Here is a 20,395-nt window from a genome sequence, read left to right on the forward strand (position 1 = left end):
GACATGCACGGTTCGAGCTCATCGGTCGCCACCGAGGCGCCGGATGCCGCCGCCGCTCCGTCCGCACCGCGAGGCCGACGCGGACCCTACGCCAGCACACCTGGCCGCCGCGCTGAGATCGTCCGCGCCGCACTGGCGAGCTTCGCGGAGCACGGGTACGAGCGGGCATCCCTGCGTGACATCGCCGCGAGGGCCAATCTCACGCACGCCGCCCTCCTCCGACACTTCGCCAGCAAGGACGATCTGCTTCTCGCCGCCCTCGCGCAGCGAGACGACGACGACGAGCAACTGGCGCGCGCGATCATGCAGTCGAAGGTGCCCGCCGAGCGCGTGCTCTCGAGCGTGCTCGCCGACGAGTTCACCCGCCCGGAGCACCAACGCAATTGGCTCGCTATCACCGTCGCCGCGACCAACCCCGAGCACCCGGCGCACGAGTTCTTCATCGCACGTCGCGAACGCATGCGCGACTACTTCTCGAGCGGTCACCTGGGCAACGCGCTCGACGGCGAGGTCATCACCGCCGACGACAAGGTCACCATGCTCATTGCGATGATCGACGGGTTGCGCATCCAGGCCCTGCTCGACCCGACGCGCGAGACCCTCCCGCTGCTCGAGAAGTTCATGCGTCTCGTCACAACGGACGACGATCGAGACAGCACGCTCGAGGGATCGTCGCGCACATGATGCACGGAGTGGGTGGCGCCGACGCGCCTCGCGATCAGCGCTCGCATTCCGAAAAGTGTGGGCAGATTGTGGGCAGAGGCGTCCTAGAACGACGAACGGCGGCTCCGATCGGAGCCGCCGTTCCCGTTGTCTATGCGGGCAGTAGGGCGGACGGGACTTGAACCCGTGACCGATGGATTATGAGTCCACTGCTCTGACCGGCTGAGCTACCGCCCCGTGCGCCGGATCATTCGGGAAGCGACGCCGACGCGACGTCGGTGACCGGATCGGCCACCGGCCTCCCACGATACAGGCTCTCGAACGTCGAGAGCGTGGTCTGGATGTCGTGCGGGGCGATGAGCCGGATCGACCCCTCCTTGAGGGCGCGGTACTCCTCGGCGGGGGCCTCCAGCACCTTGCGAAGCTTCGCCGCGAGGTCCTCCGCGCTTCCGGGCTCGAACAGGTAGCCGTTCTCGCCGTCGTGCACGAGGTGCGGCAGCGCCATCGCATTCGCCGCGACGACCGGCAGCGCCGACGCCATGGCTTCCATCGTCACGATCGACTGCAGTTCGGCGATGGAGGGCATCGCCAGCACGGACGCCCGGTGGTAGGCATCGCGCAGCTCTTCGTCGGTGACGTAGCCGGTGAAGGTGACCCGGTCGGCGAGGCCGAGCTCGCTCGCGAGGTTCTGCAGGTTCTTCAGCTGGTCTCCGCCGCCGACGATTTCGATCTTGGCGTCGAGCTCGGCGGGCAGGAGCGTCGCCGCGCGCAGCAGCACGTCGATCTGCTTCTCACCCGTGACGCGGCCGACGAAGAGGATGCGGTTCTCGGTGCGGGGCTCCCAGTTGGGCGAGTACTTGTGCGCGTCGATGCCGCAGGAGATGGCGTGCACGCCGCGAAGCCCGGTGTGCTTCTCGAGGAACTGCGCGGCGCGGCGGGTCGGCGTCGTGACGGCCTCGGCGCGGCCGAACGTGCGACGAGCGGCCTTCCAGGCGAGCCCGACCGCCCAGTCCTGCCAGGCCTTCGGCAGCAGCGTGAACTCGAGCATGTTCTCGGGCATGAAGTGATTGGTGCCGATGATGCGGATGCCCCGTTTCTCGGCCTCCACCGACAGGCCGCGACCGACCACGATGTGCGACTGGAAGTGCACGACGTCGGGCTTGACCTCGTCGATGATGCGGGCGCTGTTCTGCTTGATGCGCCACGGCAGCGCGAAGCGCAGCCAGTCGTGCGGGTACCAGCGCCAGGAGTACAGACGGTGGGCGGTGATCTCCTGCCCTTCGTGCACCTCGGGCCACGTGCCGTGCTTGCGGCTCGCGGCCGGGGCGACGACGTGCACCTCGTGACCGCGCTCGACGAGGCCCGCTGCGAGCCGCTCGGCGAACTTCGCCGCCCCGTTCACATCGGGGGCGAAGGTGTCGGCGCCGATAAGGATGCGGAGCGGACGCTCCGGCTCGGCGGCGGACGACGCGGATGACGCACCGGGTGTGTCAGGCACTGGGTGTGGTTCCTCACAGTTCGGTCGGGGGCGATCGGCCCCGAATGTGCTGGCGCGGCAGGGGTGGCGCGCGGGCTGAATCCGACCATAGTCTACGCAGCGGCCCGCGCGGCGGCCCCTGGCCGCATGTCATCCGACCGGATGACGCCCGATCAGACCCGGGTCTGCGGGTGGTTCCTCGCGAGCTGGAAGACGCCCCAGACCGCGATGACGCCGGCGAGCACGAAGACGCCGATCGCCCACCAGGGCGCCTGGGACGCCTCACCGAGCACGACGATGCCGATGACGACGGCGACGATCGGGTCGACCACGGTGAGCCCGGCGATCACGAGGTCGGGCGGCCCGGAGGCGTGGGCGTTCTGCACGAAGTACGCGCCGAGCGCCGTGGCGGCGAGCAGTCCGATGACGCAGAGCAGCGTCAGCCACTCGAACTCGCCCTGCTCGATGCGGCCGAGCACGACCTTCGCCAGGGTCGCGACGAACCCGTACAGCACCCCCGCGAGGATGACGTAGAAGATGGCGCGGATGCTCCGCCGGAAGAGCACGAACGCCACGCCCGCGGCGACGAGGACGGCCGCGAGGATCACGAGGATCGTGATGAGCTGCGCGTCGGTGACAGGTTTGTCGACGGCGGTGAACGCCGCGACGCCGACGAAGAGGAAGACGCCGCCGACGCACATCGCGATCGCGCTGATCGTCTTCCGGTTCAGCCGCACATTCGCGACGCGGGAGTTCACGATCGCCGTGATCACGAGCGCGATGGCGCCGAGCGGCTGGACGACGATGATGGGCGCGAAGTAGAGGCTCGAGAGCTGGAACACGATCGCGAGGCCGAGCATCAGCGTGCCGAGCACCCACGACGGACGGGCGAGGAGCAGCGCGAGCTGACGGCCGTTGAGCCCCTTGCCGAGGGAGTCGACCGTCCGCGCCTCGACCTTGACGACGCCGCGGTGCTGGAACTGCGCGCCGAGCGAGAGGAAGACCGCGCCCACGAGCGCCAGCGGGATCCCGATGAACTGCGAGGGGTCGAGCGCGATCTGCTCGGTCAGGTCGCTGAGGTCCGGATCCACGCCCTCGACCATACCTGTTCGCCCGTCGATATCCTTGGCGAATGGCCGTTCGACCGATCCGAATCACGGGCGACCCCGTGCTCCACTCCCCCGCCGCTCCCGTCGATGAGATCGACGACGGAATCCGCGAGCTCGTCGCCGACCTCTACGAGACGATGGACCGCGCGCCGGGCGTCGGGCTCGCGGCGCCGCAGGTCGGTGTGCCGCTGCGGATCTTCACGTACGGCTGGACCGACGAGGACGGCACGAAGTGGCGCGGCGTCGCCATCAACCCCGAGCTCTGGATCAGTCCGCCTCCGCCGGGCGAGCCCGACGTCGACGAGGAGGAGGGATGCCTCTCCTTCCCGGGTGAGCGGTTCGGTCTGCGGCGCGCGGAACGCGCGATCCTCCGCGCGACCGACCTCGAGGGCGAGCGATTCGAGATCGAGGCGAGCGGATGGCTCGCCCGGATCTTCCAGCATGAGTACGACCACCTCGATGGTGTGCTCTACCTCGATCGTCTGGGAGAGCGCGACCAGCGCATCGTGCACAAGATCGAGCGCAAGCTCGGCTGGGGCCGGCCGGGCCAGCAGTGGATGCCGGGCGTCGACGACCTCGAGGGCTGAACCGGCGTCAGGTGAACGCGCGGATCCCGGCGGCGACGCCCGCCGCGACGAACACCACCACGACGAACGGCACGCGCAGGGCGTACAACGCCGCCGCGACGATCACCGCGGGCAGTCGCGCGTCGACGACGAGCGCCTGTCCTGCGCCGAACGTCTGCACGGCGATGAGGGCGGCGAGCAGCGCGACGGTGAGCAGATCGGCGATCCGCGCCGGGCGCTCCCGCTCGAGGAACCCCGCGGGCACGAGGTAACCCGCGAGCTTGAGCGCGAGCGTCGCCGCGCTCGCCACGAGGATGATCTGCCAGGTCGTCACGCGGCCCTCCTCCGGCCGAGCAGGTCGAACCAGCCGACGACGACCGCCACGACCGCGGCGACGAGCACCGGCAGTCCGGGCATGAGCACGGGAGTCGTGAGCGCCGCCACGAGCGCCGCCGCGACGGCGACCGCACCGGCCTGCAGGCGCTTCAGCCGCGGCCAGAGGAGCCCGAGGAACGCGGCGGCGGCCGCGGCATCCAATCCCCATGCCCTCGTGTCGCCGATCGCGTCGCCGATGAGCGCGCCGATGAGCGTCGTCAGGTTCCAGCCGGCGAAGATGGCGAGCCCTGTGACCCAGAAGCCGATCCGCGCCTGCCGCTGATCGGACTGCGCCAGCGCGACGGCGGTCGACTCGTCGATCGTGACCCACGCCGCCGCGGCGCGCCGCCAGAGCCCGCCGGTGTCGACCAGCGGCTTCATCCGCATGCCGTAGACCACGTTGCGCACGCCGAGCAGCCCGGCTGTGGCGATCGCCGACCACCCGGCGGCGACACCGCCGGAGGCGAGCACGCCCACGAGCGCGAACTGCGAGCCGCCGGTGAACATGATGAGGCTGAGGAAACAGGTCTGCCAGACGTCGAGGCCGGCCGCAACCGCGAGCGCGCCGAAGGAGATGCCGTAGACGGCGGTCGCGAGGCCCACCGCGAGGCCGTCGCGCGCCGCCGGGGTCGTGAGGATGCCGCGCCCCGAGGCATCCGCACCTCGCTCGCCCACGCCACCTCCCGAAGTCGACGAAGGGCCGCCCGGAAACCCGGGCGGCCCTCTCGGCTCCCCCACTTGGACTCGAACCAAGAACCTATCGGTTAACAGCCGATTGCTCTGCCAATTGAGCTATGGAGGATCGCTTCGCAGCAACCGATACTCTAGCAAACCCGGCTCGCGGTTCCCAATCGAGCAAGGCTCGCGTCGGCCGGGGCGGCGCAGCGCTCCGCGTGGTCAGGCGAGCGGCCCGGTCTCCACGTCGTCGATCACCGCGTGGCCGTCGTCGAGGGCGCCCGCGAGCGCCTTGACGTACGGATGACTCGGATCGTCGAGCACCTCGTCGATCGTGCCGAGCGCCACCAGCGCACCCTTGTCGAGCACGGCGATCCGGTCGGCGACCTTCCGGAGCACCGGCAGGTCGTGCGACACGATGACCGCGGAGAACCGGTGCCCGTCGCGCAGCTCCCCGATCAGCTGCGCGACGGCGTCGCGGACGGTGAGGTCGATGCCGGCCGTGGGCTCGTCGGCGACGAGGAGCGACGGCCCCAGCACGAGCGACCGCGCGAGCGCGACCCGTTGCCGTTGCCCGCCGCTCAGCTCGTACGGGAACCGCTCGAGCATGCTGAGCGGCAGCCGGACTCCGTCGACGAGGTTCGCGACCCGGGATGCCAGCTGGCGGCGGTCGAAGTGGCGATCGCGGGCGAGGATCGGCTCGCCGACGATCTCGGCGACCGTGCGATCGGCCGGGAGCCGGCTCGCGGCATCCTGCGGCAGGTACCCCACGTGGAACCGATGTTCGGCGAGGCGCCGCTTCGACATCCGTCGCAGCTGGTGCCCGAGCACGCGCGCCTCGCCGCCCGTGATGACCGGGCGCACCTCCTCGTCGCGCGGTTCGAGGAAGACGCCCGACAGCACTTTCGCGAGGGTGCTCTTGCCGCTTCCGGCACTGCCCAGCAGGCCCAGAACCTCACCGGGTGCCACGCGGAGCTGAACCCCTCGGAGCGCGACGTGCGCCGCCGAGGCGCCGTGGGCCGGGTACTCGACCGAGAGGTCGCTCAGCACCACCGGGAAGCCGTGCGCCGGCGACGACATCAGCCGGCCTCCTGGAGCTCGCGGAGCTGCGCGCGCCGCTCGGCCTGGGCCACCGGATCGGGCACCGGGAGGCTCGCGAGCAGCCGCTGGGTGTACGGGTCGCGCGGCGACCCGAGCACCTCGACGCTCGTCCCCTCCTCGACCAGTCGGCCGTGGTAGAGCACCGCGATCCGGTCGACCAGCAGGTCCACGACGGCGAGGTCGTGGCTGATGAACAGCGACGCGAATCCGAACTCGCGCTGCAGCTCGCCGAACAGCTCGAGCACCCGCGCCTGCACCGACACGTCGAGCGCCGACGTCGGCTCGTCCGCGATCAGCAGCTCGGGCTCGAGCGCGAGCGCCCGCGCGAGGCTCGCGCGCTGGCGCTGCCCGCCCGACAGCTCGTGCGGGTACCGATCTCCGTACGACCGCGGCAGCTGCACGGCCTCCAGCAGCTCGTCGACGCGCTTCCGCGCCTCGCGGGCGCTCCCGGCCCGCCCGTGGATCACGAGCGGCTCCGCGACGCATTCCGCGATGGTGAGCAGCGGGTTGAAGCTCGACGCGGGGTCTTGGAAGACGAACCCGATGCGGCTGCGGACGGGCCGGAACTCGCGCTCGCGGATGCCGTTCATCTCGTGCCCGAGCACCTGCAGCGAGCCGCCGGTGACCTTGGTGAGGCCGGCGATCGCGCGGCCGATGGTGGTCTTGCCCGAGCCCGACTCGCCGACCAGCCCCAGCACCTCGCCCGGGCGGATGACGAAGTCGACGCCCTGCACGGCTCGGAACCCGGCCCGGCCGAAGCGGCCCGGATACTCGATCTCGAGGCCCTTCGCCTCGACGACGGGCGTCTGCTCGAGCCAGCCCTCCGGCCTGGCCGCGGCGCGCTCGGCCGCGCGAACGGTGCCGTGGCCCACGTAGGGCACGGCCGCGAGCAGCGCCTTCGTGTAGTCGGCCTGCGGAGCCTGGAACAGGGTCTGCACGTCCGCCTGCTCGACGACGTTGCCCTGGTACATCACCGCGACGCGGTCGGCGAGATCGGCGACGACGCCCATGTTGTGGGTGATCAGCACGATCGCGGTGCCGAACTCGTCGCGGCATCGCCGGAGCAGGTCGAGGATCTCGGCCTGCACGGTGACGTCGAGCGCGGTCGTCGGCTCATCGGCGACGATGAGGCCGGGGTCGAGGACGAGCGCCATCGCGATGACGATGCGCTGCTTCTGCCCGCCGGAGAACTGGTGCGGGTAATGGTCGACGCGGTGCTCGGCGTCGGGGATGCCGACGCGTCGCATGATGTCGATGGCCTTCGCCCTCGCCTCCTGCTTCGAGAGGTCCGCGTGCGCGCGGAGGCCCTCCATGATCTGCCAGCCGACCGTGTAGACGGGGTTCAGCGCCGTGGACGGCTCCTGGAACACCATCGCCACGTCGACGCCGCGGATCTCGCGGAGCCGCTTCTGGTCGATCGAGACGATGTCGTGCCGGCGGGTGCCCTCACGGTTCGCGAGGAGGACGGCGCCCTGCGCGGTCGCCGTCTCGGGCAGGAGACCGAGGATGGTCTTCGCCGTCACGGTCTTGCCGCTGCCGGACTCCCCGACGATGGCGAGCACTTCGCCGCGCTCGACGTGCAGGGAGACGTCGTCGACGGCCTTCACCGCGCCGGCGTCGGTCGCGAAGGACACGCCGAGGTGCTCGATGCTGACGATGGTGCGATCGGTGGCGCTCATCGCTTGACCTCGATTCCGTGCTCGTCGAACGTTTCCTCGGGCTCGAGGCCCTCGACGCCGCCTGGGCCGGCGCTGAGCACGCCGCCCGGCACGACCGAGGTCTCGGCGACCTGGCCGGCGGCCTGGGCGACCCGCCGACGCCCGCGCAGACGCGGGTCGGCGAGGTCGTTGAGGCTCTCGCCCACGAGCGTGATGCCGAGCACGGTGAACACGATCGCGAGCCCCGGGAAGAGCGCCGTCCACCAGATGCCGCTCGTCACGTCGGACTGCGCCTTCGAGAGGTCGTAGCCCCACTCGGCGGCCGCGGTCGGCTCGATGCCGAATCCGAGGAAGCCGAGCGCGGTGAGGGTGAGGATCGCCTCGGACGAGTTCAGCGTGATGATGAGCGGCAGCGTGCGCGTGGCGTTCCGGAAGACGTGCTTGAAGACGATGCGCGAGTTGGAGGCGCCGAGCACCTTGGCCGATTCCACGAAGGCCTCGGCCTTGATGCGCACGGTTTCCGCGCGGATCACGCGGAAGTACTGCGGGATGTAGATCACGGTGATCGAGATCGCCGCCGCCAGCACGCCGCCGATGAGGCTCGACTGGCCCTGCGAGATGACGATCGCCATGACGATGGCGAGCAGCAGCGACGGGAAGGCGTAGATCGCGTCGCAGATCACCACGAGCGTGCGGTCGAGCCAGCCGCCGAAGTATCCGGCATAGAGCCCGAGCGCGACGCCGATGAAGATCGACAGCAGCACGGCGACGACGATCACGAGGATCGAGGTCTGGGTGCCCCAGACCACGCGGGAGAGGACGTCGTAGCCGCCCACCGTGGTGCCGAACCAGTGCTCGGCCGAGGGCGGCTGCTGCGTGCCGAAGGACTCGCCGTCGACGCTGCGCTGCGCGAACCCGTACGGGGCGAGGAGCGGTGCGAGGGCGGCGGTGACGAGGAAGACGCCCACCATGACGAGACCCGCGACGAGCATGCCGCGCTGGAGGCCGACGCCCTGCCGCAGCTGATGCACGACCGGCAGCCGGTCGACGAGGCGCCGCTTCGGCGCGCTGACGAATGCCGCGGACATCAGTACCTCACCCTCGGGTCGATGAACGCCGCGATGATGTCGACGATGAAGTTGGTGAGTGCCACGATGACGGCGAGGAGCGCGACGATGCCCTGAACGGCGACGAAGTCGCGGTTCTCGAGGTACTCGGCGAGCATGAACCCGAGCCCCCGCCACTCGAACGTGGTCTCCGTCAGCACCGCTCCGGCGAGGAGCAGTGCGATCTGCAGCCCGATGACCGTGATGATCGGGATGAGCGCGGGCCGGTACGCGTGCTTCCTGAGCAGCCGCGACTCGGCGACGCCGCGCGACCTGGCTGCGTCGACGTAGTCGGTCGACAGGGTGCCGATCACGTTGGTGCGCACGAGGCGGAGGAAGATGCCCGCGGTGAGCAGCCCGAGCGCGATCGCCGGAAGGACGGCGTGCGAGAGCACATCGCCGATCACCTGGGGATCGCCGGTGCGGATCGCATCGATCGTGTAGAACCCCGTCCGGAACGGCAGCATGCTCATCTCGATCTCGGAGTCCACGTCGGCCCGTCCGGCGACCGGCAGCCACTTCAGCCAGACCGAGAACACGAGCTTCAGCAGCAGGCCGGCGAAGAACACCGGCACCGCGTACCAGAGGATCGCGAGCACGCGGTAGATCGCGTCCTGCGCCTTGTCGCGGTGATACGCCGCGAGCAGGCCGAGCGGGATGCCGACGGCGAAGGCGACGATGAGCGAGTAGAACACGAGCTCGAACGTCGCCGGGCCGTAGGTCGCGAGCACCTCGACCACCGGACGGTTCGTGGTCAGCGTCGACCCGAAGTCGAAGACGGCGATCTGGCCGAGGTACTCGAGGTACTGCACGATCACCGGGCGGTCGTAGCCCGCCGCGGCCCGCATCTCGGCGAGTTGCTCGGCGGAGGCGCGTCCGCCCTGCGCGGCGGTGATCGGGTCGCCCGTCAAACGCATCAGGAAGAAGACGAGCGTGACGAGGATCAGGATGGTCGGGAAGATAAGCAGGAACCGGACGAGCAGATACCGTCCGAACCCCCCGCCCTGGGACTCGGGCTTGGGCGCGCCGGGAGCCGGGGTCTCCGGCAGCGGCGCCTCTGCGACTGCGGTCATGTGTTCCTCACGTTGCATGGAACGGGGGCGGCCCGCCGTAGCGGGTCGCCCCCGTCGTCGAGCTGGATCGACTCTAGTCGGAGTGATCAGCCCTTGGAGAGTGCCGCGTAGCGGAACTTGAACGACGCGTCGAGCGTGTCCTCCGCACCCTGCACGTCCTTGCCCACGACCGCGACCTGCGCACCCTGGAGGTACGGGATGGTCGACAGGTCGGCCGCGACGAGGTCCTGGATCTCGCCGATGAGCGCTTCGCGCGCGGCGGGGTCGGCCGTGGTGGCCTGCTCGAGGATCTTGTCGTTGACCGTCTGGTTGTCGTAGTGGTTCGAGAGGAAGTTCTCCGTGAGGAAGAACGGCGTGAGGTAGTTGTCGGCGTCCGAGTAGTCGGGGAACCAGCCCAGCTGGTACGCCGGGTACAGGTCGGCGACGCGGTCCTCGGAGAACTGCACCCACTCGGTGGACTGGAGGTTGACCGTGAACAGGCCCGACTCCTCGAGGTTCTCCTTGATGATCGCGTACTCGTCGGACGACGACGGGCCGTAGCGCTCGGCGACGTACTGGATCGAGATGTCGAGCGGCGTCTGGATGCCGGCCGCCGAGAGGCGCTCGGCCGCCTTGTCGGCGTCGGGGGCGCCGTTGCCGTCGCCGTAGAGCTCCTTCAGCGCCTCGTTGGCGCCCGTGAGGCCCTCGGGCACGTAGGAGTACAGCGGCGTGAAGGTGCCCTTGTAGACGTCCTCCGACAGCGCGTCGCGGTCGATGAGGTCCGCGATGGCCTGACGCACGGCGAGCGCCTTGGCCGGGTCGGCCTCGGGCGTCGTGGCGCCGAACGGCATCGTGTTGAAGTTGAACACGATGTAGCGGATCTCACCGCCGGGGCCGTCGACCACCTTCACGTTGTCGTTGCCGCGGAGGTCTTCGATGTCGGTCGCGCTGAGCGTGCGGTGCGCGACGTCGATGTTGCCCTCCTGGACGTCGAGCTTCAGGTTCGATGCGTCGGTGTAGTACCGGGCGTTGACCGTCTCGGTCTCGGCGGGGCCGAGGATGCCCTGGTAGTCGGGGTTCGCCTTGTACTGCACGAGCTCGTTGACCTTGTAGCTCGAGATCGTGTACTGGCCGGCGAAGGCCTGGCCCTCGACGATGTCGTCGTCGGAGGTCAGCGAGTCGGCCGAGAAGACGTCCTCGTCGACGATCGGGCCGACCGGGCTCGACAGGATCTGCGGGAAGATCTGGTCGTTCGGCGAGATGAGGTTGAAGACCACGGTCGTCTCGTCGGGGGTGTCGATCGACTCGAGGTTGTAGAGCAGCGACGATGGGCCGTTCTCGTCGGCGATCGCGAGCTGACGGTCGAACGTGAACTTCACATCGGACGAGGTGAGGTCGTTGCCGTTCGCGAACTTCAGTCCCTCCTTGAGCTTCACCGTGTACTGGTTCTCAGAGGTGAACTCGGCGGACTCCGCGATGTCGGGCTCGACGTCGGGGCTGCCGTACGGCGTGTTCAGGAGGAACGGGTACACCTGGTTCATGACGGCGAAGGAGCCGTTGTCGTACGAGCCCGCGGGGTCGAGCGCCGTGATCTGCTCGGTGGTGCCGATGGTGAGCGAGTCGCCCGAACCGCCGTCGCCACCGTCGTCGCCGGCCGAGCAGCCGGCGAGGGTGAGGGCGGCCACCGAGACGCCCGCCATCGCGATCAGACCGCGACGACGTCGTGTGGATGCGGATGCCATATCCGTCTACCTCTTCCTGTCAGGACGATGCGCGCGGAGGGACGCCGCGCGCGAGTCGTATCCTCCAGACCTAGCACAGGCGCACGGAATCGTGCTCGGAGCGGCCTCCGGACGCGGGAATGTTTACCGATCTGCAACGTTGCCCGCACGGACTGCGCGAAACCGGCCGAGGCACGCTCAGTCCGCCGACGTGAGGCTGCGACGCTCGCGCTCGAGGTCGACGAGGGCCCGCTGGATGGCGGCGAACGTCTCTCGGTCGGAGGGGTCGGTGCGCTGAAGGCGTCCGAGCAGCTCCCGCTTCTGCCGCAGCAGCTCCCGGTCGACGAGCGAGGTCACCACGCCGCGGACGTAGACGGTGGTCTCCGCCTCGCTGCGCTGCGGGACCGGGGCCACCGCGAGCTGCTGCACCACTCCCGCGTACGGCGCGGGCACCTCGGCGACGACCCGGTCCACCCGGAGCGCGCCGTCGGTCGCGACGACCGAGGCGATGCCGTCGCGGACCACCGCGAGCGTCTCGTTGCCGAACCGGCTGTCGGTCGCGTGGCGGATGAGGTCGAGCCCCGCCGCGTCGGGGAACTGGAGCATCGCCTGGAGGGCGTCCCGCTCGAGCCGGGTCGACGGGTCGCCGGGCAGCTCCGCGATCGAGAACGGGCGAGGCGGGGCATCCGCCTGCGCATCGGCCTGCGACCGGCCGTCGGCGGGCCGGGCGGATGCCTCGCCCCGGCGCCCGTCGCCGCCGCGAGCGTCGCCGCGGCCCTCGCCACCACGACCGTCGCCCCGGGCGGCCGCGCCGCGCACGGCGCGCTCGACCTCGCCGAGTTCCATGCCGAGCATCCGGGCGAGCTCGCGGGTGTATCCGGGACGGAGCGACCGGTCGCGGATCTCCGCGACGACGGGCGCTGCGGCGCGGAGCGCCCCCACCCGGCCTTCGACGGACTCGAGGTCGAACCGCGAGACCGTGTGCCGGATGACGAACTCGAACATCGGCGTCTTCTGCTCGACCAGTGCGCGCACGGCGTGGTCGCCCTTGGCGAGGCGGAGGTCGCACGGGTCGAGCCCGTCGGGCGCGACCGCGACGTAGGTCTGCGCCGTGAACCGCTGCTCGTCGGCGAAGGCGCGCATGGCGGCCTGCTGGCCCGCGGCGTCGCCGTCGAAGGTGAAGATCACCTCTCCCCCGCCGTCGTCGCCGAGCACGCGCCGGAGCACCCGGATGTGTTCGACGCCGAACGCCGTGCCGCAGGTCGCGATCGCGGTCGTGACGCCCGCGAGGTGGCAGGCCATGACGTCGGTGTAGCCCTCGACCACGACGACCCGGTGCTCGCGTGAAATGTCGCGCTTGGCGAGGTCGAGCCCGTAGAGGACCTGCGCCTTGCGGTACACGGCCGTCTCGGGGGTGTTCAGGTACTTCGGCCCGTTGTCGTCGTCGAGGAGTCGCCGCGCGCCGAACCCGACCGTCTGGCCCGTGACATCCCGGATCGGCCAGACGAGTCGACCTCGGAAGCGGTCGTACACGCCGCGGTCGCCCTGCGACACGAGCCCCGCCGCGGCGAGCTCCTCTGCTGAGTAGCCGCGGCCCTTCAGATGGTCGGTGAGGCGGTCCCAACTCTTCGGGGCGAAGCCGACGCCGAAGCGCCTCGCCGCCTCGGCATCGAACCCGCGCTCGCCGAGGAAGCGCCGGCCGACCTCGGCCTCGGGCGTGGTCAGCTGCTCGACGAAGAACTCGGCCGCCGCGGCGTTGGCGGCGAGCAGTCGCGCGCGGTTGCCGTGATCGTTCGCGGGCCCGCCGCCGTCTTCGTAGTGCAGTTCGATGCCGAGCCTGCCGGCGAGCCGTTCGACGGCCTCGCTGAAACTGACGTGGTCCATCTTCTGCAGGAACGTGTACACGTCACCCGACTCGCCGCAGCCGAAGCAGTGGTAGTACCCGAGCTGCGGTCGTACGTGGAAGCTGGGGCTCCGCTCGTCGTGGAAGGGGCAGAGGCCCTTCAGCGAGCCGACGCCCGCAGACTTCAGCGTGACGTGCTCGCCCACGATGTCGGCGATGTTCGTGCGGGCTTTCACCTCTTCGACATCGCTCTGTCGAATGCGGCCCGCCATGCTCACATCCTAGGCCGGAACGGACCGCCGTCGGCCCGTCGCCGCCGGCCGAGGGACCCGCTCACCGCTGCACGAGCCGCTCGTACCAGGCGAGCGCCGACTGGTCGGTGAGGCTCTGCACCTGGTCGACGACGACCCGCTTGCGCGCCGCGTCGTCGGCGGCGGCGCGCCAGTCGTCGGCGAAGCCCGGATCGAGGTTGGCGTCGCCGGTCTCGAGCAGCACGTCGGCGAGGGCGGTGAGGATGCGCCGCTGCTGGGCGTAGATCGGCTGGCGGGTGTTGCGGGACATCACGAACGTCGCGACGATGCCCTTCAGCACGGCGATCTCGGCCTGCACCCATCGCGGCACGACGACGTCGGCATCGAAGCGGATGAGGCTTGCAAGTGGGAACGCCGCACGCGTCGCCTCGGTCGCCGCGTGGGCGAAGCGTCCGATGAGCTGGCTCGTGAGGTCCTTCAGCCGGGCCTGGTCGCGGCGGCTGCCGTCGAAGCCCTCGAGCCAGACATCGAGCGAGTCGAGCCGGTCGAACGCCGCCATGAGCTCGTCTCGCGGGATGGCTCCGCCGATCCACTCCGACATCGACGCGACCAGCTCGTCGTGGTCGACGCGTTGGCCGAGTGCGGCGACGTCGATGTAGCCGTTGAAGATCGCGTCTTCGAAGTCGTGCACGGAGTAGGCGATGTCGTCGGAGAGGTCCATCACCTGCGCCTCGATGCAGAGACGCCCCGCGGGCGCCCCAGCGCGCAGCCACTCGAACGCGGCGACGTCGTCGGCGTAGAACCCGAACTTCTGCCGGCCTGACGGGTCGGCGACGCCCTGGGCCTCGGGCCACGGGTACTTGCAGCTCGCATCGAGGCTCGCCCTCGTGAGGTTCAGGCCGTAGCTGCGCCCGTCGTCGCCGAAGACCTTCGGCTCGAGGCGCGTGAGGATCCGGAGGGTCTGCGCGTTGCCCTCGAACCCGCCGATGTCGGAGGCCCAGGCGTTCAGCGCCTTCTCGCCGTTGTGCCCGAACGGCGGGTGGCCGAGGTCGTGGGCGAGGCACGCGGTGTCGACGACGTCGGGGTCGAGGGCGAGGTTCGTCGCGAGCTCGCGGCCGATCTGCGCGACCTCGAGCGAGTGGGTCAGCCGGTTGCGGGCGAAGTCGAGCCCGGCCGTGGGGCTCAGCACCTGCGTCTTGGCGGCGAGCCGGCGCAACGCGCTCGAGTGCAGCAGGCGTGCGCGATCCCGTGCGAAATCGCTTCGCCTCGAGGAGTGCTCTTCGGGCAGCCAGCGTTCCGTGTCGGCGTCGTCGTAGCCGCCGAACAGTCGTCGATCGCGCACCCGGTCAGCCGCCGCTCGTGTCGAGTTCGGCGTCGACGAGCGTCACGCGGTCGTGGCCGGCGAGCTCCTGCGAGTCGAGCCACCCGTCGGGCAGCGCCGGGTTCTTCGGCGTGCCTGCCCGACCGCGGGGCCCTTCCGCCCCCTCACCCGGGTACGGCGTCGACCAGTCGAGGGTCGCAAGCAGCTCGTCGAGCTGCTCGAGCGATTCGACCGTCGCGAGCCGGGCGCGCAGTTCGCCGCCCACCGGGTAGCCCTTGAAGTACCAGGCGACGTGCTTGCGGATGTCGCGGCACCCGCGCTCCTCGCTGTCGAAGAACTCGGCGAGCAGCTCCGCGTGGCGGCGGAAGGTCTGCGCCACTTGCCCGAGCGTCGGCTGGTACGTCGTCGCCCGGCCGTCGGCCAGCTCTCCCCGGAAGCCGGCGGCGAGGTCGCCGAAGAGCCAGGGGCGGCCGAGGCATCCGCGGCCCACGACCACGCCGTCGCAGCCGGTCTCGGCGACCATGCGCAGGGCGTCGTCGGCGGACCAGATGTCGCCGTTGCCGAGCACGGGGACTCCCGTGACGGTCTCCTTCAGCCGCGCGATGGCGGACCAGTCGGCATGACCCGAGTAGAACTCGGACGCGGTGCGGGCGTGCAGGGCGATGGCGGACACCCCGGCGCCTTCCGCGATGCGTCCGGCCTCGAGGTAGGTGAGGTGGTCGGGGTCGATGCCCTTGCGCATCTTGATGGTGAGCGGGATGTCACCCGCCGCACGCACGGCGCCCTCCACGATGTCGCGGAACAGCCCGCGCTTCCACGGCAGCGCGGCGCCGCCGCCTTTGCGGGTGACCTTCGGGACGGGGCATCCGAAGTTCAGATCGATGTGGTCGGCGCGGTCTTCGGCGACGAGCATCGTCACGGCCTCGGCCACGGTCTTCGGATCGACCCCGTACAGCTGGATGGACCGGGGCGTCTCGGACTCGTGGTGCGTGATGAGCCGCATCGACTCGGGCGTGCGCTCGACGAGCGCACGGCTCGTGATCATCTCGCTCACGTACAGCCCGGCGCCGAACTCGCGGCAGAGCCGTCGGAAGGCCGTGTTCGTGATGCCCGCCATCGGCGCGAGCACGACGGGCACGTCGAGCTCGAGGCCGCCGATGGTGAGCGGGCCGCTGGCGGTGGTGGTGGGAATCGACATCGCCATCGATTCTCCCAGACTTCGGCGCCCGGCCGGCCGCCGACCCGGCGGGCGCGCATAGGATGCCGAAGACGCGCACCTTGGGAGGACGAGATGACCGACGACACGCTCACCGGTTCGGAGCGAGTGCGGGCGGATGCCGCGGCGAGAGGTCTCGACGTCGAGATCATCGAACGCCCGGCGGCCCGCAGCCTCGAGGAGGCGGCAGAGCTGCTCGGCATCTCCCCCGGCGACATCGTGAAGTCACTCGTGGTCAAGCGCAGCGACGACACCTACCTGTTCGCACTCGTCCCCGGCGGGCGCAAGATCAGCTGGCCGAAGCTGCGCGCCCTCGTCGGCGTCAACAAGCTGCAGCTGCCCGACGCGTCGCTCGCGCTCGCGGCGACGGGGTACGAACGGGGCACCATCACCCCGCTCGGCTCGACCACCCCGTGGCCCGTCTACGTCGACGAGACGATCGTGGGCCGACGGGTGTCGATGGGCGCCGGCGAGCACGGCCGCAGCCTCTTCGTCGACGCCGATGCCCTCATCGCCGCGTTCGACGCGACGGTGGCCGACCTCAGCGAGCCGGAGTAGCCGGCCGCGACTCCACCACGAGCCGGGTCACGCGGGCGATCACCTCGTCGTTGCGGACCGCCTCCGACCGATCGGTGCGCGTGAGGACGACCAGCGTGAGCGGGTCGGCCCCCGGCTGCCACAGCACGCCGGCGTCGTTCACCACGCCGTAGTCGCCGCCGCCGGTCTTGTCCGCGAGCTCGTACGGACCGACGAGCCCGGCTCGCATGCGGGCACCGGAGGTGGCACAGCGGAGCATCCATTCGCGCAGTCGCGACGACGCGAGGACGCCGGCCGCGTCATCGAGGAGGAGCGCCTGGTACAGCCTGGCGATGTCCCCGGGCGTCGTCGTATCGCGGTGGTCGCCAGGGATGGCCTCGTTCAGCTCGGGCTCCCAGCGGTCCAGACGCGTTCGCGTCGCACCGAGCAACGCGGCGAACGCCGTGATCGCCGACGGGCCGCCGAGCTCCCGCAGCAGCAGGTTGCCTGCGGTGTTATCGCTGAACCGGATCGCCGCGTCCGCGAGCTGCTCCGGAGTCGCCTCGCGGGGCCGTTCCGGGTCACTGAGGATGGGCGAGTCGCGCACGATATCGGACTCGGAGAACGCGATCGGGGTGCTCCAGTACGTCTCGTCGTAACCGCGATCGCGGACGAGCGCGGCGGCGGCGAGCACCTTGAACAGCGAGCACATGGGGAACAGATCCCCCGCCCGGTACGAGAAGCTGCGACGGTCCCCGTACGTCACGGCCATGACGCCGATGGTGACGGATGCCTCGCGCTCGAGTGCTGCGAGCGACTGGGCGAGGGTTGCGTGGTCGCGCCAGCCGGGGCCGCGCCGGGCCGTACCGACGGGCGCGGCGGACGCGGCGACCGGCGCGAGCGCGGCGCCGACGGCGGTGAGGCCGCCGAGCGTGAGGGCGGAGCGACGGCTGAGGGCGGTGGATCGGATCGATGCGGTCATAGCGGCAGTGTCGCCAGCGAGCGTTCATGTCGGCAAAGCCGGAAATGCGAGTATTCATGCGAGAATCGCATCCATGGCGCGCGGGTTCGATCTGATCGCCGCCTGTACCGCCTTCGTCGCGGTCGCCGAACGGGAGAGTTTCACTGCGGGGGCCCTCGGGGCGGGCATCACCCAGTCGGTCGCGAGCCGTCGCGTCGCCGCCCTGGAGGCTCACGTCGGCGGCCGGCTGTTCGATCGGTCGTCACGCCAGGTTGCGCTCACCGAGTTCGGCCGGCGGATCCTCCCTGCCGCCCAGCGGCTCGTCGCCGCGGCCGACGATCTCGTAGACGAGGTCGACGACGCGCGCCGTGCGCCGGTGCCGATCGCGGTGCCGAGGCACCTCGACCCGGCACTCGGGGCCCGTCTGTCCGCCGCCGTCGCCGGTGCGATGACGGCGCAGCTCGTCGAGTCCTCACCGCGCGAACGTGACGCTTGGGTCGCCGACGGGCGCGTCCGGCTCGCCCTGCAGCACGTCGAGCCGGATCGGGCCGCCTGGTCCCGTCCGCTCGGCGTCGCCGGCATCCCGTCACCCCAGCCGCACGATCCCGGAGCGTCGCCTCCGACCTTGTTCCTCTCCGAACTCCGGCCACGGCGTGGCGGCGGCGACCGCCGCGTCCTGTGGATCCAACCCGAGGACGACGTCCCGCACGTGCGCGATCGCGTCGAACGCGCTCGAAACGCGGCAGGGCTGACGCCTGGACTCGTCAGAGTGGCCGACGCGCTGGTATGGGCGGCGGCGCGGGCCATGATCCATGACGACCTCGTGCTGTGCACCCCCGACGAGGCAGGAGCCCTGGGCCTCGAGTGGCGGCCGCTCGGCGATCTCCATCTTCGCCGCGGGTACGCGGTGACGCACCGTGACCCCGACCTCGCGGCCCGGTTCACGGCAGCCGGGCGCGCCGTCCTCGCCGCACTGTTCGGAGACGGCTCGGTATCCTCGATCGATGCGCGCTGACCGAGTCGTCCTCCGGACCGCCCGGGAGCACCTCGCCGAGGCCGGTCTCGACGCCTCGATCCTGGTGCGCGACCTCCGATCGGGTCGGGAACTCGCTCTGGACGCCGACGTGCCGTATCCGCTCGCGTCCGTCGTCAAGCTCCCGCTGGCGCTGACGGTCCTGCGCTCCGCGACGGCTGGGAGACTCGACCTCGCCCGGCCCGTCGAACTCCGCCCGGATACCCGGACGCCCGGCCCCACCGGCATCTCCCGCTTCCAGCATTCCGCCGTCGTCGCGGTCGAGGATCTGCTCTACCTCGCTCTCGCCGTCAGCGACGACACCGCCGCCGACGCACTGTTCGCCCTCTGCCCGCCCGACCTGGTCACCGCATCGCTGCGGCAGCTCGGCATCTCCACCATCACGGTGCGCCACACGATCGCCGAGCTGCACCGCACGCTCGCCAGCGTGCTCTCACCGGCCGAACGCCCGCAGGCGCTGAGCCTCGCGATCGCGGCCGCCACGACCGGCGGCGGACACCTGATCCCGCAACTCGACGTGACGAGCGCGAACGCCGGCACCGCCCGCGGCCTGGCCGACCTGCTCGAGCTGATCTGGACCGACGACCGGCTCGCGGAGGAACGAGACCGCCTCCGGGCGCTGCTCGGCGCCAATCTTCTGCGCCACCGGCTCGCTCCCGACCTCGAGTCGGATGAGGCGGCATGGTTCTCGAAGACCGGCACGTTCCTGCATCTTCGCCACGAGGCCGGCGTCGTCGGCCACTCGGACGGCACCTCGATCGCGGTCGTCGTCCTCAGCCGCTCGAACGTGCCGGCTCGCGTGCAGCCGGCCGCCGAACAGGCTCTCGGGCACGTCGCCCGACTGCTGCACGATCAGGTGCGCGCGACCGCGTCCTGAGCGTGATCCTCCGCGGCGGTTTCGCCGCCGACCGCGCCGGGGACGTAGCAGACGTCGCCCTCGCAGATCATCGAGTCGGCGGCGCCCGTCAGCAGGGTGAACGGCGACGAGGATGCCTCGGCCGGGGCATCCGTCACCGCCATCTCGATCACCGCATCGCCGGTCGAGGCGTCGTAGCCGCTCACGCGGCGGCCCCGTCGCGCTCGCCCGCCACCTGTGAGATGACCTGACTGAAGACCTCGACCGGCTGTGCGCCGGAGACGCCGTACTTGCCCTCGAAGACGAAGAACGGCACGCCGTTGATGCCGTAGGCGCCGGCCTGGGCGATGTCCGCCTGCACGGCGCCGGCGAAGCGGCCGGACTCGAGCGCGTCGCGGGCGGCGTCGGCATCGAGCCCGACCTCGGCGGCGAGCTCCACCAGCTCGTCGATGCGGCCGACGTGGCGGCCCTCGGTGAAGTAGGCGCGGAACAGCCGCTCGGACAGCTCGAGCTGCCGGCCCTGCTCCTTCGCGAAGTGCAGCAGCTCGTGCGCCTTCAGCGTCTTCGTGTGCTGCAGCGCGTCGTAGTCGTAGTCGAGGCCGGCGTTCGCTGCGACGCCGGTGACGTGCTCGAGCATCTGCTGCACCCGCTCCTCGCGCAGACCCTTGTGCTTGGCGAGGAAGTCAACCTCGGTGCCCTCGAAGTCGACGGGCGTGTCGGGTGCGAGCTCGAACGAGTGGTACTCGATCTCGATGTCGGGCGCATCTTCGCCGAGCGCGGCGATGCCGCCCTCGAGGTGGCGCTTGCCGATGTAGCACCACGGGCACGCGACGTCGGACCAGATGTCGATCTTGATGGGGGAAGTCACGGCACTGGACAACACGGCCCGGCGGCG

General features: G+C 70.6%; 20 protein-coding genes and 2 tRNA genes. 5 read left to right on the forward strand and 17 right to left on the reverse strand.

Annotation, left to right across the window (positions count from 1 at the left end):
- Positions 1-3 precede the first annotated feature (3 nt).
- The gene (locus tag ABIQ69_RS08990) at positions 4-684 is read left to right on the forward strand and encodes a TetR/AcrR family transcriptional regulator (protein ID WP_350346784.1); all 681 of its coding nucleotides are present in this window, start codon (positions 4-6) and stop codon (positions 682-684) included.
- 142 nt (positions 685-826) lie between these two features.
- Here the strand turns inward: ABIQ69_RS08990 and ABIQ69_RS08995 are convergent.
- The 3 genes from ABIQ69_RS08995 to ABIQ69_RS09005 form a co-directional block, all read right to left on the reverse strand.
- Positions 827-900, reverse strand: a tRNA-Ile gene (locus ABIQ69_RS08995).
- A gap of 10 nt (positions 901-910) precedes the next feature.
- Entirely contained in the window at positions 911-2,161 is a 1,251-nt protein-coding gene (locus tag ABIQ69_RS09000; protein ID WP_350346785.1) for a glycosyltransferase, read from the reverse strand.
- Positions 2,162-2,313: 152 nt separating this feature from the next.
- A complete protein-coding gene (locus ABIQ69_RS09005; RefSeq protein ID WP_350346786.1) occupies positions 2,314-3,231 on the reverse strand; it encodes a DMT family transporter in 918 nt (305 codons plus the stop codon).
- A gap of 41 nt (positions 3,232-3,272) precedes the next feature.
- Between ABIQ69_RS09005 and def the strand changes: the two genes are divergently transcribed.
- The gene (gene def / locus ABIQ69_RS09010) at positions 3,273-3,836 is read left to right on the forward strand and encodes a peptide deformylase (protein ID WP_350346787.1); all 564 of its coding nucleotides are present in this window, start codon (positions 3,273-3,275) and stop codon (positions 3,834-3,836) included.
- Between the two features lie 7 nt (positions 3,837-3,843).
- Here def and ABIQ69_RS09015 read toward each other — a convergent pair whose 3' ends face one another.
- The 11 genes from ABIQ69_RS09015 to dusB all read right to left on the reverse strand — a co-directional run bounded on the left by ABIQ69_RS09015 (position 3,844) and on the right by dusB (position 16,122).
- On the reverse strand, positions 3,844-4,149 hold the full coding sequence (locus ABIQ69_RS09015) for an AzlD domain-containing protein (protein ID WP_350346788.1): 306 nt from the start codon (positions 4,147-4,149) through the stop codon (positions 3,844-3,846).
- Entirely contained in the window at positions 4,146-4,865 is a 720-nt protein-coding gene (locus ABIQ69_RS09020; protein WP_350346789.1) for an AzlC family ABC transporter permease, read from the reverse strand. The genes ABIQ69_RS09015 and ABIQ69_RS09020 overlap by 4 nt, the downstream gene beginning before the upstream one ends.
- A gap of 54 nt (positions 4,866-4,919) precedes the next feature.
- Positions 4,920-4,992: transfer RNA gene (locus ABIQ69_RS09025), tRNA-Asn, on the reverse strand.
- A gap of 95 nt (positions 4,993-5,087) precedes the next feature.
- Complete coding sequence (locus tag ABIQ69_RS09030; RefSeq protein WP_350346790.1) at positions 5,088-5,945, reverse strand: ABC transporter ATP-binding protein; 858 nt, start codon at positions 5,943-5,945, stop codon at positions 5,088-5,090.
- The gene (locus ABIQ69_RS09035) at positions 5,945-7,645 is read right to left on the reverse strand and encodes an ABC transporter ATP-binding protein (protein ID WP_350346791.1); all 1,701 of its coding nucleotides are present in this window, start codon (positions 7,643-7,645) and stop codon (positions 5,945-5,947) included. Before ABIQ69_RS09035 ends, ABIQ69_RS09030 begins: the two co-directional genes overlap by 1 nt.
- Positions 7,642-8,712, reverse strand: coding sequence for an ABC transporter permease (locus ABIQ69_RS09040; protein ID WP_350346792.1), 1,071 nt, complete (start codon positions 8,710-8,712; stop codon positions 7,642-7,644). Before ABIQ69_RS09040 ends, ABIQ69_RS09035 begins: the two co-directional genes overlap by 4 nt.
- On the reverse strand, positions 8,712-9,803 hold the full coding sequence (locus tag ABIQ69_RS09045; protein WP_350346793.1) for an ABC transporter permease: 1,092 nt from the start codon (positions 9,801-9,803) through the stop codon (positions 8,712-8,714). Before ABIQ69_RS09045 ends, ABIQ69_RS09040 begins: the two co-directional genes overlap by 1 nt.
- An 86-nt stretch (positions 9,804-9,889) precedes the next feature.
- Positions 9,890-11,524 (reverse strand): ABC transporter substrate-binding protein, encoded by a 1,635-nt coding sequence (locus ABIQ69_RS09050; RefSeq protein WP_350346794.1) that lies wholly within the window; start codon positions 11,522-11,524, stop codon positions 9,890-9,892.
- 177 nt (positions 11,525-11,701) lie between these two features.
- Positions 11,702-13,618 (reverse strand): DNA primase, encoded by a 1,917-nt coding sequence (gene dnaG / locus ABIQ69_RS09055; protein WP_350346795.1) that lies wholly within the window; start codon positions 13,616-13,618, stop codon positions 11,702-11,704.
- A 61-nt stretch (positions 13,619-13,679) separates the two neighbouring features.
- Positions 13,680-14,939: a deoxyguanosinetriphosphate triphosphohydrolase gene (locus ABIQ69_RS09060; protein ID WP_350346796.1), complete on the reverse strand. Its 1,260-nt coding sequence runs from the start codon at positions 14,937-14,939 to the stop codon at positions 13,680-13,682.
- A 4-nt stretch (positions 14,940-14,943) separates the two neighbouring features.
- On the reverse strand, positions 14,944-16,122 hold the full coding sequence (gene dusB, locus ABIQ69_RS09065; RefSeq protein ID WP_350346797.1) for a tRNA dihydrouridine synthase DusB: 1,179 nt from the start codon (positions 16,120-16,122) through the stop codon (positions 14,944-14,946).
- An 87-nt stretch (positions 16,123-16,209) separates the two neighbouring features.
- Here dusB and ABIQ69_RS09070 point away from each other — a divergent pair, with 87 nt between their 5' ends.
- A complete protein-coding gene (locus ABIQ69_RS09070) occupies positions 16,210-16,692 on the forward strand; it encodes a YbaK/EbsC family protein (RefSeq protein ID WP_350346798.1) in 483 nt (160 codons plus the stop codon).
- Here the strand turns inward: ABIQ69_RS09070 and bla are convergent.
- Positions 16,676-17,632, reverse strand: a complete 957-nt coding sequence (bla, locus tag ABIQ69_RS09075) for a class A beta-lactamase (RefSeq protein ID WP_350346799.1) — start codon at positions 17,630-17,632, stop codon at positions 16,676-16,678. The two genes, ABIQ69_RS09070 and bla, sit on opposite strands and share 17 nt — an antisense overlap.
- Positions 17,633-17,705: 73 nt before the next feature.
- On the opposite strand from bla, the gene ABIQ69_RS09080 reads away from it, so the two are divergent.
- Positions 17,706-18,626: a LysR family transcriptional regulator gene (locus tag ABIQ69_RS09080; protein WP_350346800.1), complete on the forward strand. Its 921-nt coding sequence runs from the start codon at positions 17,706-17,708 to the stop codon at positions 18,624-18,626.
- Positions 18,616-19,521, forward strand: coding sequence for a serine hydrolase (locus ABIQ69_RS09085; RefSeq protein ID WP_350346801.1), 906 nt, complete (start codon positions 18,616-18,618; stop codon positions 19,519-19,521). The genes ABIQ69_RS09080 and ABIQ69_RS09085 overlap by 11 nt, the downstream gene beginning before the upstream one ends.
- On the opposite strand, the gene ABIQ69_RS09090 is transcribed toward ABIQ69_RS09085, so the two are convergent.
- On the reverse strand, positions 19,497-19,706 hold the full coding sequence (locus ABIQ69_RS09090; protein WP_350346802.1) for a hypothetical protein: 210 nt from the start codon (positions 19,704-19,706) through the stop codon (positions 19,497-19,499). The genes ABIQ69_RS09085 and ABIQ69_RS09090 overlap by 25 nt on opposite strands.
- On the reverse strand, positions 19,703-20,368 hold the full coding sequence (locus ABIQ69_RS09095; protein ID WP_350346803.1) for a DsbA family oxidoreductase: 666 nt from the start codon (positions 20,366-20,368) through the stop codon (positions 19,703-19,705). The genes ABIQ69_RS09090 and ABIQ69_RS09095 overlap by 4 nt, the downstream gene beginning before the upstream one ends.
- Between the last annotated feature and the right edge of the window lie 27 nt (positions 20,369-20,395).

The sequence above is a fragment of the Agromyces sp. G08B096 genome (genome assembly GCF_040267705.1).
GTDB lineage: Bacteria > Actinomycetota > Actinomycetes > Actinomycetales > Microbacteriaceae > Agromyces.